Consider the following 12,427-nt stretch of genomic DNA (forward strand, 5'->3'; position numbering starts at 1 on the left):
GCCAGTGTTTTGGATTGCGCTGGTTTGTCGATCCGCTGTTGCCAGGGCAACAGTGACCCGCTGTTTTTCCCCGGAAATACGCGCCCCGGCACCCGGCACGGACTGTGCAATCGCCTCTGCATCGATCACTGCCCAGGAGCCTCGCCATGACCGAACATCACGTCATCAACCCGCTGTCCACCGGCGTCGACTACCCCACGCTGGCGGCACGCTTCCGCCCGATCTTCCAGCGCATCGCCGAAGGCGCCGTAGCGCGCGAACACAGCCGCACCCTGCCCCATGAGCCGATCCAATGGCTCAAGGAGGCGGGGTTTGGCGCGGTGCGCGTACCGGTGGAATATGGCGGTGGCGGCGCGTCACTGCCGCAGTTGTTCGAATTGCTGATCGAACTGGCCGAAGCCGACTCCAACGTGCCCCAGGCCCTGCGCGGGCACTTCGCCTTTGCCGAAGACCGCCTGAATGCACCGCCCGGCGCCGGACGCGATGTGTGGTTCAAGCGATTTGTGGACGGCGATATCGTCGGCTGTGCCTGGACCGAGATCGGCAGCGTGGCCATTGGCGACGTGGTCACCCAGGTCAGCCCCGACGGTGACCACTGGAAGCTCAACGGAGAAAAGTTCTATAGCACCGGCAGCATCTTCGCCGACTGGATCGATGTGTACGCCCAACGCAGCGACACCGGTGGCGACGTGATCGCCGCGACCCGCGCCCGTCAGCCTGGCGTGGAGCACAGTGACGACTGGGATGGCTTTGGCCAGCGCACCACTGGCAGCGGCACGTCACGCTTTACCGATGCGGTGGTGGACGCGGACAACGTGATCGACTTTGCCACGCGCTTCAAATACCAGACCGCGTTCTACCAACTGGTGCTGCTGGCCACCTTGGCGGGTATCGGCCGTGCGGCACTGCGCGATGTGGCGCATCAGGTGCGCAGCCGCAAGCGCATCTACAGCCATGGCAATGCGGCGCATGTCAGCCAGGATGCGCAGATTCAGCAGGTGGTGGGTGAAGTGGCGGCGCTGGTGTATGCCGCCGAAGCGAGCGCGCTGAAGGCGACACTGCCCGCGCAACGGGCGTATGTGGCGCGATTCGGGGGCGATGATGCGGTAGAGCGCGAAGCCAATGTGGCGGCCGAGATTGAGTCGGCTACCGCACAGGTGGTGGTGTCGTCGTTGATTCAGCGAGCGACCAGCGAGTTGTTTAATGCGCTGGGGGCTTCGGATGTGCGCCAGGGTAAGGCGCTGGATCGGCATTGGCGGAATGCGCGGACGGTGTCGTCGCATAATCCGCTGATTTACAAGGCGCGGATTGTGGGGGATTGGGTGGTCAATGGGGCTGAGCCGCCGTTTGTCTGGCAGATTGGGAATGGGCCTGGCGTAGTGGGTTGAGGTTTTTGACTGTGTGTATATCCGTTATTTAGGTGATGGCGGAACCCTAAATGGCCGTTACCTGAACAACGGATATGCCCCCAATCAGAAAGCCAGTTTATAGCCAATAGCCATGAGCATAACCGCCAAACACGGCCGCAGCACCCCATCCGGCAACTTCCCCGTCATATGACTACCGATATAGATCCCCGGCAACGACCCCATCAACAAAAACCCCAACAGATGCCAATCCATATTGCCCATGCTGGCATGCCCCAACCCGGCTACCAGGGTCAACGGCACGGCATGTGCAATCTCAGTCCCCACCAGCCGCCGCGTGGCCAGGAACGGATACAGAATAAACAACGCCACCGTCCCCAGCGCACCCGCGCCAATGGAGGTCAGCGCCACCATGGTGCCGAGGATCGCCCCTGTCACCACCGTCAGCGCATTCAGGTTGCGCGGGCTCATGTGATAGCTATCGCCCGCATGCCGCTGGGCAAACGCCAACAGGCTTTTCTTGAACAGAATCGCCAACGCCGTCAGCAGCAGCACCACACCGAGCGCCTGCTTGATCACCGCATTCATGGCGCTGGGGTCAGTATGCAGGCTGGCCAGAAACCACAACGTCAGCAACACCGCCGGCACGCTGCCCAGGGTCAGCCAGCCGGTGATGGTCCAGTCGATGTTCCTGTTCTTGCTGTGCACCAGCACGCCACCGGACTTGGTGATAGCCGCGTACAACAGGTCGGTACCCACGGCAGTGGCCGGGTTGATGCCGAACCACAACAGGATCGGCGTCATCAACGAACCGCCGCCCACACCGGTCATGCCCACGATAAAACCCACGATCAGGCCGGCAACCACGAAACCAATATTACCCACATCCATTACAGCTACCTGCGGCCTTATAAATTTCTGGCCGCAGGATAGCGATTTTTCTTATAACGACTTATACCAATATGATCTGACTTTATGCCTTTTAGGACAGTCGATGACAGACATAAGCCTGGGTCTGATACGGAAAGGCCACGGTGTCCCGCCCCTTCAACGCCGGATGGGTGTCGATCAGCGCCTGCAATTGCGCGGTAACGCGGGCCTTGGGCTCATCGTCCAGCGCGGCAATAAAGCTCACCGAGAGAAAGCGATCCATGATCACCTCTTGAGGACTGCCGACATGGCTATAGGGGAAACAGGTGACTTCGGGCTGGGAAAAATACTTGTCGCTGAACGCGTCACGCCAACGCCCGGTATGAAAGCGCGGCGTATCGCCCTCGTACGGGGTGATGATGTCGGTGATCGCGGCGACCCAATCCACCGATTCGTCTCGCACATTCCACACCAGGCCAAGGCGACCATCGGGCTTGAGCACGCGATGGATTTCCGCCAGGGCCGCCTCGGTGGAAAACCAGTGGAAGGCCTGGGCGCACACCACTGCATCGGCGCTGGCGGCTGGCAACGGGATGGATTCAGCGGTGCCATTGAGCAGGCGCACATCCGGCATCAGTCGGGTCAACTGCGCGCCCATCGCCGCCACCGGCTCGACCGCGATCAGGGTCGGTGCCAGGGCGCTGAGCAAGCGGGTGAACTTGCCAGTGCCGGCGCCCAGGTCAATCACGCTGGACTGCGCGCTGATGCGCAATGTGTCGGCCAGCCAGCCGGTGAGTTGCCTCGGATAATCCGGCCGCCCCTGGGCATAGGTGACGGCCTGGGTAGAGAAACCTTGTTGAGCAGACGTGTGCACACCAGTCATTGCCAATCTCTCCTCGGGTAAAGCGGGGGCATAGTGTGCGCCTTCCCTGGCCAATTTTCTAATCGACAGTGGGCAACCACACTCGGAACCGCGCCCCGCCCAATGGCGACGCCAACGCCGTCAAGGTGCCGCCCTGGGCTTCCAGGGCGCGTCGGCTGATGGCCAGGCCCAGGCCGAAACCGCCGGTGGCGCGATCACGGCTGCGGTCCAGGCGGTAGAACGGTTCGAAGATGCGTTCACGCTGGTCAAGCGGGATGCCGATGCCATCATCGTCCACCCAGATTTCACACCCCTTGGCGCAGACCTTCACGCCGACCTGAATGCGCTTGTCGCAGTAACGTGTGGCGTTGCGCAGCAGGTTTTGCAAAGCGCGTGCAGTGAGGCGCGGGTCGAGGCTGAAGCGCTCCACGGCACAGTCGAGCGCGACATCGATGACGATCTCGGGATTTTCCAGTTCGTCGTCGACGCTGCCCAGCACGCTGTCGATAAACTCATCGAGCACCACCTCGACCCGCTCTGGCAGTTGCGCCGGGTTTTGCAGGCGGCTGTAGGACAGTAGCTCCAACACCAGCTCATCCAGCTCGCGGATATGTGCTACCAGGCCGTGCAGGCGTTCGCGGCTGGCCTCGGGCAAATCTTCGGACAACGCCAGGGCCAGGCCGAAATCCAGGCGCGTGAGCGGTGTGCGCAGTTCATGGGAAACGGCGTTGAGCAGATCGCGCTGTTGGTTGAGCAGGTGCTCGATGTCGTCGGCCATGGCGTCGAACACCGACGCCAGGCTGCCGATGCTGGAACTGGCCGGAAGACCGGTGCGTTCGGCCAGGTTACCCTGGCCCAGTTGCCCGGCGGTGCTTTTCAGGCGTTCCAGGTCGCGCCAGTGCGGACGCAGCCATATGAGCAGGCAGGCCAGCAGCGCGGCGACGATCAGCACGTTGATCGCCCAATACAGCACGTTCATGTCCATGGGGTCGGGCGGAATGGTCAGCTTGACCACGAACTGCTCATTGATCGGCGAGCTGATCTGCTCCATCCAGCCCCATTCGCCCAGGCGCACCACCGACTTGCCCTGCTCCAGCAGCTGTTCTTCCGCCGGGGTGTAGCTGGCGTCCTGGCGCAACAGCAATTGCACTTTCAGCGGCGCAAAATCGCGGCCCAGTTGCTCGGTCACCTGTGACCAACGCTCTACCGGCGCCCGCTGATATTGCTTGACGATCAGCTTTTGCTGGCCGCGGGTCTGCTCGATGTTGTAGTTCATGTAGCGGTGTTCGAACAGCTGGATCACCAACGAAGGGATCAAATAGATCGCCAGGCTGTAGGTGACGATGGTGATCAGGTAGAGGCGCAGCAATACACGAAACATGGCTCAGCATTCCCACTCGGAACGGCTGAACAGGTAGCCCTTGCCCCACACCGTCTTGATCTTGCGCGCCTCGCCGGCGTTGTCGTCGAACTTGCGACGAAGCTTGGAGATGGCCACGTCCACCGAGCGGTCGGTGCCGTTGAACTCGATGCCGCGCAGGCGTTGCAGGATCTGGTCGCGGCTGAGCACTTCACCGGCATGCCGCGCCAGCACCACCAGCAGGTTGTATTCGCCGCTGGACAACTCCACCGCCTGATCGCGCCAGGTCACGGTGCGCTCCGACAGGTCGATGCACAGGTTGCCCATGATGATCTGGTCGTTGGCCACCTGGGGCTCGGACAGGCTGCTGCGACGCAGCAAGGTGCGCACACGGGCGAGCAGTACACGTGGCTCGCAGGGCTTGGTCACGTAGTCGTCGGCGCCCATTTCCAGGCCCAGCACCTGGTCGTGGCTGTCATCGCGGGCGGTGAGCATCAGGATCGGCAGGCCCGCCGAGTCGGCACGCAGCAGGCGGCACACCTGCAGGCCGTCGAGGCCGGGCAGCATCAGGTCGAGGATCACCAGGTCCGGCGGGTTCAGGCGTGCGCGCTCACGGACATGGTCGCCACGGCTGAGCACATTGACGTGGTAGCCATTGCGTTCCAGGTAGCTGGCAATCAGCTCGGAGAGTGCGGCGTCGTCTTCCACCAGGAGGATGTTGGGCATAAAGGTGTTTCCAGAAAATACAGTTGTTGGTCGTACACAAATCCCATGTGGGAGGGGGCTTGCCCTCGATAGCGGTGGCTCAGTGAAGCGTATTTCGACTGATACACCGCTATCGGGGGCAAGCCCCCTCCCACATGGCATCTCCATGTTTGCAGGATTGTGCAAGGATATACGCCCCCGGCGCCCCGCGCGCCGCACCTTACATTTCTTCACACACGAGCTACACAGCTTCACAGCACCACGGCGCAGGTGACTTTAGGATGCGCCAGTCAATATCGGGATAAGAGCATGTCGAAGAATCTGTTTGCGCCATTTTGCCTGCTGGCCCTCACCCTGGCCCTGAGCGCGTGTGGCGACTCCGCCGCCGAAGCGCCGCAAATGCCCCTGGCCAAAGTGCGCATCGAAACCCTGGAAGCCAAGCCCCTGTCGATCAGCAGCGAACTGAGCGGGCGCATTGCCGCGCCGCGCATCGCCGAAGTGCGCGCAAGGGTTGCTGGCGTGGTGATGCAACGGGTGTTCAAGGAAGGCCATGACGTGAAACAGGGTGACGTGCTGTTTCGCATCGACCCCGCGCCCTTCAAGGCCGACCTCGACAGCGCCCAGGCCAACCTGAGCAAGGCCGAGGCGGATGCGTTCAAGGCGCGCCTGCAGGAGCAGCGCTACAGCCAATTGGTGGAAGGCAACGCCATCAGCGGCCAGGACTACGACAACGCCCGCGCCGCCGTACGCCAGACCAACGCCGAAGTGGCCGCCAACAAGGCAGCCGTGGAACGCGCCCGCTTGAACCTGGGTTACGCCACTGTGACCGCACCGATTTCCGGGCGCATCGGCCGGGCGCTGGTGACGGAAGGCGCGCTGGTCGGGCAGAACGAGGCCACGCCGCTGGCGATCATCCAGCAACTGGACCCGATCCATGCCGACCTGACCCAGTCCAACCGCGAGCTGAACGACCTGCGCCGCGCCTTCCGTGCCGGCAGCCTGAAGCAAGTCGGCCAGGACCAGGCCAAGGCCACCCTGATCGAGGACGACGGCAGCCTGTACCCACTGCCGGGCAAGTTGCTGTTCGCCGAGATCAGCGTCGACCCGGGCACCGGGCAGATCATCCTGCGCAGCGAGTTCCCCAACCCGGACCTCGACCTGCTGCCCGGCAGCTTTGTACGGGTGCGCCTGGAGCAAGCCGTCGACAAGCAAGGCATCAGCGTGCCGCAACGCGCCATCACCCGTGACAGCGCCGGTATCCCGATGGTCTTGCTGCTGGACGCCGAGCAGACCGTGAGCCAGCAGCCGGTGGAGTTGGGCGCGGTGGTCAACGATCGCTGGATCGTCAGCAACGGCCTCAAAGCCGGTGACCGCATCATCGTCGAAGGCCTGCAGCACTCGCGCCCCGGTGAAAAAGTTGAAGTGGACGACAGCCCGCTCGTAAAGGAATAACCCGCCATGCCGCAGTTCTTTATTGACCGCCCGATCTTCGCCTGGGTGGTCGCCCTGTTTATCCTGCTGGCCGGTCTGCTGGCGATCCCGCAACTGCCGGTGGCGCAGTACCCCAACGTCGCGCCGCCGAAAGTAGAGATCTACGCGGTGTACCCCGGTGCGTCGGCGCAGACCCTGGACGAAAGCGTGGTGAGCCTGATCGAGCAGGAGCTCAACGGCGCCGATCACCTGTTGTATTTCGAATCCCAGAGCAGCCTGGGTTCGGCCACCATCACCGCCACCTTCCAACCGGGCACCAACCCGGAAATGGCCCAGGTCGATGTGCAGAACCGCCTCAAAGCGGTCGAGCCGCGCCTGCCGCAAGCCGTTACCCAGCAAGGCTTGCAGGTGGAGAAAGTCTCCGCCGGCTTCCTGCTGCTGGTGACCCTCACGTCCAACGACGGCAAGCTCGATGACGTGGCGCTCAGCGACTACCTGGCGCGTAACGTGATGAACGAGCTCAAGCGTCTGGACGGTGTGGGCAAGGCCCAGCTGTACGGCGCCGAGCGTGCCATGCGGATCTGGATCGACCCGCAGAAGCTGATCGGTTTCAACCTCACGCCGGCCGATGTGAACGCGGCGATCAGCGCGCAGAACGCCCAGGTCTCGGCGGGCAGCATCGGTGACTTGCCGGGTACCAATACCCAGGAAATCACCGCGGCGATCCTGGTCAAGGGCCAGTTGTCGACGCCGGCCGAGTTCGCCGACATCGTGCTCAAGGCCAACCCGGACGGTTCCACCGTGCGCATCGGCGATGTGGCGCGGGTGGAAGTCGGCAGCCAGGAATACCAGTTCTCCACGCGCCTGAACGGCAAGCCGTCCACCGCCGTCAGCGTGCAGTTGTCGCCTGGCGCCAACGCGTTGAGCACCGCCACCCTGGTGCGAGCCAAGATGGACGAGCTGTCGCGCTATTTCCCGGCCAACGTGGAGTACAAGATCCCGTATGACACCTCGCCCTTCGTCAAGGTCTCGATCACCAAGGTGGTCTACACCCTGCTTGAGGCAATGGCGCTGGTGTTCGCGGTGATGTTCCTGTTCCTGCAGAACGTGCGCTACACGCTGATCCCGACGCTGGTGGTGCCGATTGCGCTGATGGGCACTTTTGCCACCATGTTGCTGCTGGGCTTTTCGATCAACGTGCTGACCATGTTCGGCATGGTGCTGGCTATCGGCATCCTGGTGGACGACGCGATTGTGGTGGTGGAAAACGTCGAGCGGATCATGGCCACCGAGGGCCTGTCGCCCAAGGAAGCGACGAAAAAGGCCATGGGCCAGATCACCGGCGCCATCATCGGCATCACCCTGGTGCTGGTGGCGGTGTTCCTGCCGATGGCGTTCATGGCCGGCTCTGTGGGGGTGATCTACCAGCAATTCTCGCTGTCGATGGCCACCTCGATCCTGTTCTCGGCGTTTCTCGCCCTGACCTTGACCCCGGCCCTGTGCGCCACCTTGCTCAAGCCGATCCCCAAGGGCGAGCACCATGCCAAGGGCGGTTTCTTTGGCTGGTTCAACCAGCGTTTTGAAAGCCTCACCGACCGCTATGAAGGCTGGGTAGCCTATGCCCTCAAGCGCAGCGGCCGCTACCTGCTGATCTACCTGGTGTTGCTGGTGGGCCTGGGCTGGATGTTCAGCCGCCTGCCCTCCTCGTTCTTGCCGGTGGAAGACCAGGGCTACACCATCACCGATATCCAGTTGCCGCCGGGTGCGAGCAAGAACCGCACGGTGCAGGTGGCCGAGCAGATCGAAGCGCACAACGCCGAAGAGCCTGGGGTGGGTGATACCACCATGATCATGGGTTTCAGCTTCTCCGGTTCGGGGCAGAACGCAGCGCTGGCGTTTACCACGCTCAAGGATTGGTCGCAGCGCAGCAGCGATGACTCCGCATCGTCGATTGCCGACCGCGCCAACATGGCCTTCAGCGAACTGAAAGATGCAGTCGCCTACGCCATCCTGCCGCCTCCAGTGGACGGCCTGGGCACGTCCAGCGGCTTCGAGTTCCGCCTGCAAGACCGGGGTGGCGTCGGCCATGCCGCACTGATGGCGGCGCGTACTGAATTGCTGGCCGCCGCCGAGAAAAGCCCGATCCTGGCCAACGTGCGCGAAAACGCCCTGGCCGAAGCACCGCAAGTGCAGCTGGAAGTGGACCGCAAGCAGGCCAACGCCCTGGGCGTGTCGTTTGCCGACGTCGGCAACGTGCTGTCCTCGGCCATCGGTTCGGCCTATATCAACGACTTCCCCAACCAGGGCCGCATGCAGCGGGTGGTGGTGCAGGCCGAAGGCGACCAACGCAGCCAGGTGGCGGACTTGATGAAGATCAACGTGCGCAACAACGCCGGCAAGATGGTGCCCCTGTCCGCCTTTGTCGAAGCCAGATGGACCCAGGGTCCGACCCAGCTGACCCGCTATAACGGCTACCCGGCCATCGCGATTTCCGGCGAAGCCGCTCCAGGGCACAGTACCGGTGAGGCCATGGACGAGATCCAACGCCTGGTCAGCCAATTGCCCGCCGGCCTGGGCCAGGAATGGACCGGGTTGTCGTTGCAGGAGCGCTTGTCCGGCTCCCAGGCGCCGTTGCTGTTGGGCTTGTCGTTGCTGATCGTGTTCCTGTGCCTGGCGGCGCTGTATGAAAGCTGGTCGATCCCGACCTCGGTGCTGCTGGTGGTGCCGCTGGGTGTGCTGGGCGCGGTACTGGCCGTGGCCTTGCGGGGCATGCCCAACGATGTGTTCTTCAAGGTCGGCCTGATCACCATCATCGGCCTGTCGGCGAAGAACGCGATCCTGATCATCGAATTCGCCAAGGACCTCTACGACCAGGGTGAAGACCTGATGAGCGCCACCCTGAAGGCTGCGCGCTTGCGCTTGCGCCCGATCATCATGACCTCGCTGGCGTTCATCCTCGGCGTGGTGCCGTTGGCGATTGCCACCGGCGCCAGTTCCGCCAGCCAGCAAGCGATTGGTACCGGCGTGATCGGCGGGATGATCACCGCGACACTGGCGGTGGTGTTTGTGCCAGTGTTTTTTGTAGTGGTCATGAAGCTAGTGAAGAAATCTCCACGTTAAACCGAGTTAAACCCTGTGGGAGGGGGCTTGCCCCCGATGCGGTATGTCAGCTGAACCATTTTTCATTGATACACCGCCATCGGGGCAAGCCCCCTCCCACATGATGAGGTACAGTCAGTTGACCCACTGTCAGCTGTGAGCCGCCATGCCCTTCCTCGCCCGCACCCACCCTCGCCTCTCCGCCGCCGCCGTGCTCGGCCTTGCCGTGGGCATCCTGGCGCCGGCCGACACCCTCGTCAGCAAAATCCTGATTGGCTGGAACGCCGGGGTCTGGACCTACCTGGTGCTGATGCTGTGGCTGACCCGTCGCGCCAAGGCCGAAGACGTGAAGCGCATCGCCGAGGTCGAAGATGAAAACGCCGGCCTGGTCCTGTTCACCGTGTGCATCGCCGCCATCGCCAGCCTGGCGACCATCACCTTCGAACTGGTCGGCAGCAAGGACCTGGCCACCACCGAACGGCTGCTGCACTACGGGTTTACCGGGCTGACGGTGATCGGTTCATGGTTGCTGATCGGGGTGATCTTCAGCGTGCATTACGCGCGCCTGTATTACACCTGGGACGGCAAGGAACCGGCGCTGCGCTTTGCCGAAGGGCTGACGACCCCCAATTACTGGGATTTCCTGTACTTCTCGTTCACCATCGGCGTGGCGGTGCAGACCTCCGATGTGGGCGTCGCCACGCGAAGTATGCGCAAAGTGGTGCTGGGGCAGTCATTGATCGGGTTTCTGTTCAACACGGCGATCCTGGGGTTCTCGATCAATATCGCCGCTGGCTTATTCGGTTGAGGCTGCACAAACCTTCTAGACGCTTATGCCCAGCTGGGCGCTAATTACCTCACCTATTCCGCCTCGGTGTTTTATGGCCGCGCACAATTGGATCGACCTGTCCCAGGACGCCGACACCGGCATCGAGACCCTGCGCGCGCATTTCGAAGGCCATGCGTACGACCCGCATTGGCACGACAGCTACCTGATCGGCGTGACCGAGCAAGGCGTGCAGCAATTCAACTGCCGCCGTACCCGCCACAACAGCGTGCCCGGCCAGGTGTTTCTGGTGGAGCCCGGGGAACTGCATGATGGCGATGCGCCCACTGCCGACGGCTTCACTTACCACATGCTCTATCTCGACCCGCAGTGGTTGGCGCGGGAGGTGAGCGCGGTGTTTGAAGAGGCACCACTCGATAGCCAACTGAGTTTCGCCAATACCTTGACCAGCGACCCGCGCCTGGCCATCGCCACCACTCAAGCTTTCCAGACCCTGCACGGCGGCGAACTGCGCATCGTGCGCCAGCGCGCCATGGACCATCTGTTGGAGCGCCTCACCGGCCAACTCTACTGGCGCACCCGCTACCGCGAAGACCCGCGATTGCCACTGGTTGCGCACAAGGCGCGGGAATACCTGCACGCTCATCTGCACGTGGATGTGGGCATGGACGAACTGGCCCTGGCCTGCGGCGTCGACCGTTTCCGCCTGACCCGTGCGTTCAAGAGCGCCTTTGGTTTGCCACCCCACGCGTATCTGGTGCAACTGCGTCTGGCCCACGCCCGGCACTTGCTGGCCAAGGGCGAGCAACCCGCCGATGTCGCGATTGCCCTGGGCTTTGCCGACCAGAGCCACTTGGGCCGCTGGTTCGTGCGCGCCTACGGCTTGACGCCCGCCGCGTACCGCAAGCGCTGCTCAAACCTTCCAGACAGGTGATACGCCGGCCAGCGAAGATCGACGCCATCGATTGGTTTTCGGAGTCATCTGCCATGTTGTCGTTTATGTTGTTTGCCTTTGTTGCCTCGATTACCCCAGGCCCAACTAATATCCTAGTGCTGAGCAACAGCGCGCGTTACGGCTTCAAGGCCGCGTTGCCCGTTATTCTGGGGGCTTGCGCCGGTGCAGCGGGGATCGTACTGCTGGTGGGTTCCAGCGTTGGCCGGTCGCTGGTTCATTTGCCCAAGCTACAAAGCACGATGCACTGGGCTGGCATTGCCTGGCTAAGTTACCTCGCCTGGCAGATTTTCAGCGCACCCGCTGAGGGAATCGATGTGCGATCAACGCAAAAGCGACTCGGTTTACGCGGCGCCGCCAGCCTGCAATTGATCAACCCCAAGACCTGGACGATGGCCTTGGCGGTGGTCAGTGTATTCGCGGGAAGCGGTGCAGAACGCCAGGGCCGGGTGCTCACCCTGTCGCTGGTCTTTTTCCTCATTTCCCTGCCGTGCCTCACGGCCTGGGCCCTGTTGGGCGCGGCTTCGAGCCGACTCCTGCGCTCGCCGCAGGCCATGCGACGTTTCAACCGATGCATGGCCCTGCTCCTGCTGGGTTCTACCTGGCTGAGCGTGTGGATCTAAATCGGCATAGGGGGCGGCTTCCATAGGCCGCGCCCCTGCCACACCACCCGGCATGCGGGTCCGCACCGGGCGGTTCGAGAGATTGAGGTCACGACAGACGCGGAAGCCCCAAGCGATCAAACCACGCAAGATTCAGCACCCAATTGAGCGCCCATCGACTGTTATCCCACCAACGACGGGTGTTGCATGCCACTTTCTGGGCCACCTCTCGCGCCAAGGGCCACCAACTCACGAAACACCGTCGTCCCTCGCTTCCATTGCTTGAGCTGGATCGCTCTAAGTCGATGCCGTATCCATTTGTCCATTTCACGCCAGACACCTGGTGTTTGCGACAACTTGAAGTAGGCTTTCCAACCCAGCCCTATAACGCT

General features: G+C 62.6%; 10 protein-coding genes and 1 pseudogene. 6 read left to right on the forward strand and 5 right to left on the reverse strand.

Going from position 1 to position 12,427, the window contains the following annotated elements; all coding sequences use genetic code 11:
- Positions 1–146 precede the first annotated feature (146 nt).
- Positions 147–1,388 carry an acyl-CoA dehydrogenase family protein gene (locus tag BFN10_RS16790; RefSeq protein ID WP_071490613.1) on the forward strand — a complete coding sequence of 414 codons (1,242 nt, stop codon included), beginning with the start codon at positions 147–149 and terminating at the stop codon, positions 1,386–1,388.
- An 84-nt stretch (positions 1,389–1,472) separates the two neighbouring features.
- Here the strand turns inward: BFN10_RS16790 and BFN10_RS16795 are convergent, their stop codons facing one another.
- The 4 genes from BFN10_RS16795 to BFN10_RS16810 form a co-directional block, all read right to left on the reverse strand.
- Positions 1,473–2,258, reverse strand: a complete 786-nt coding sequence (locus BFN10_RS16795; RefSeq protein WP_071490614.1) for a sulfite exporter TauE/SafE family protein — start codon at positions 2,256–2,258, stop codon at positions 1,473–1,475.
- A gap of 91 nt (positions 2,259–2,349) precedes the next feature.
- Positions 2,350–3,120, reverse strand: coding sequence for a class I SAM-dependent methyltransferase (locus tag BFN10_RS16800; RefSeq protein ID WP_071490615.1), 771 nt, complete (start codon positions 3,118–3,120; stop codon positions 2,350–2,352).
- A gap of 58 nt (positions 3,121–3,178) precedes the next feature.
- Positions 3,179–4,480, reverse strand: a complete 1,302-nt coding sequence (locus tag BFN10_RS16805) for an ATP-binding protein (protein ID WP_071490616.1) — start codon at positions 4,478–4,480, stop codon at positions 3,179–3,181.
- Positions 4,481–4,483: 3 nt separating this feature from the next.
- Positions 4,484–5,185, reverse strand: coding sequence for a response regulator (locus BFN10_RS16810; RefSeq protein WP_058424857.1), 702 nt, complete (start codon positions 5,183–5,185; stop codon positions 4,484–4,486).
- A gap of 288 nt (positions 5,186–5,473) precedes the next feature.
- On the opposite strand from BFN10_RS16810, the gene BFN10_RS16815 reads away from it, so the two are divergent.
- The 5 genes from BFN10_RS16815 (at position 5,474) to BFN10_RS16835 (ending at position 12,056) form a co-directional block, all read left to right on the forward strand.
- On the forward strand, positions 5,474–6,616 hold the full coding sequence (locus BFN10_RS16815; protein WP_071490617.1) for an efflux RND transporter periplasmic adaptor subunit: 1,143 nt from the start codon (positions 5,474–5,476) through the stop codon (positions 6,614–6,616).
- A 6-nt stretch (positions 6,617–6,622) separates the two neighbouring features.
- Entirely contained in the window at positions 6,623–9,715 is a 3,093-nt protein-coding gene (locus tag BFN10_RS16820; protein WP_071490618.1) for an efflux RND transporter permease subunit, read from the forward strand.
- A gap of 145 nt (positions 9,716–9,860) precedes the next feature.
- A complete protein-coding gene (locus BFN10_RS16825; protein WP_071490619.1) occupies positions 9,861–10,502 on the forward strand; it encodes a DUF1345 domain-containing protein in 642 nt (213 codons plus the stop codon).
- Between the two features lie 73 nt (positions 10,503–10,575).
- Positions 10,576–11,415 carry an AraC family transcriptional regulator gene (locus tag BFN10_RS16830; RefSeq protein ID WP_071490620.1) on the forward strand — a complete coding sequence of 280 codons (840 nt, stop codon included), beginning with the start codon at positions 10,576–10,578 and terminating at the stop codon, positions 11,413–11,415.
- Between the two features lie 53 nt (positions 11,416–11,468).
- The gene (locus tag BFN10_RS16835; RefSeq protein WP_071490621.1) at positions 11,469–12,056 is read left to right on the forward strand and encodes a LysE family translocator; all 588 of its coding nucleotides are present in this window, start codon (positions 11,469–11,471) and stop codon (positions 12,054–12,056) included.
- 88 nt (positions 12,057–12,144) lie between these two features.
- On the opposite strand, the pseudogene BFN10_RS28870 reads toward BFN10_RS16835, so the two are convergent.
- A pseudogene (locus tag BFN10_RS28870) lies at positions 12,145–12,415 on the reverse strand (group II intron maturase-specific domain-containing protein); the annotation flags it as partial.
- Positions 12,416–12,427 lie beyond the last annotated feature (12 nt).

It is taken from the genome of Pseudomonas extremorientalis, from assembly GCF_001870465.1.
In the GTDB taxonomy this organism is placed as follows: domain Bacteria; phylum Pseudomonadota; class Gammaproteobacteria; order Pseudomonadales; family Pseudomonadaceae; genus Aquipseudomonas; species Aquipseudomonas extremorientalis.

What these genes read in the sequence shown, in the direction of transcription:
- BFN10_RS16810 (WP_058424857.1), bottom strand. Translation starts at nt 5,185, where the DNA reads ATGCCCAACATCCTCCTGGTGGAAGACGACGCCGCACTCTCCGAGCTG.
- BFN10_RS16830 (WP_071490620.1), top strand. Translation starts at nt 10,576, where the DNA reads ATGGCCGCGCACAATTGGATCGACCTGTCCCAGGACGCCGACACCGGC.
- BFN10_RS16820 (WP_071490618.1), top strand. Translation starts at nt 6,623, where the DNA reads ATGCCGCAGTTCTTTATTGACCGCCCGATCTTCGCCTGGGTGGTCGCC.
- BFN10_RS16835 (WP_071490621.1), top strand. Translation starts at nt 11,469, where the DNA reads ATGTTGTCGTTTATGTTGTTTGCCTTTGTTGCCTCGATTACCCCAGGC.
- BFN10_RS16800 (WP_071490615.1), bottom strand. Translation starts at nt 3,120, where the DNA reads ATGACTGGTGTGCACACGTCTGCTCAACAAGGTTTCTCTACCCAGGCC.
- BFN10_RS16790 (WP_071490613.1), top strand. Translation starts at nt 147, where the DNA reads ATGACCGAACATCACGTCATCAACCCGCTGTCCACCGGCGTCGACTAC.
- BFN10_RS16825 (WP_071490619.1), top strand. Translation starts at nt 9,861, where the DNA reads ATGCCCTTCCTCGCCCGCACCCACCCTCGCCTCTCCGCCGCCGCCGTG.
- BFN10_RS16795 (WP_071490614.1), bottom strand. Translation starts at nt 2,258, where the DNA reads ATGGATGTGGGTAATATTGGTTTCGTGGTTGCCGGCCTGATCGTGGGT.
- BFN10_RS16815 (WP_071490617.1), top strand. Translation starts at nt 5,474, where the DNA reads ATGTCGAAGAATCTGTTTGCGCCATTTTGCCTGCTGGCCCTCACCCTG.
- BFN10_RS16805 (WP_071490616.1), bottom strand. Translation starts at nt 4,480, where the DNA reads ATGTTTCGTGTATTGCTGCGCCTCTACCTGATCACCATCGTCACCTAC.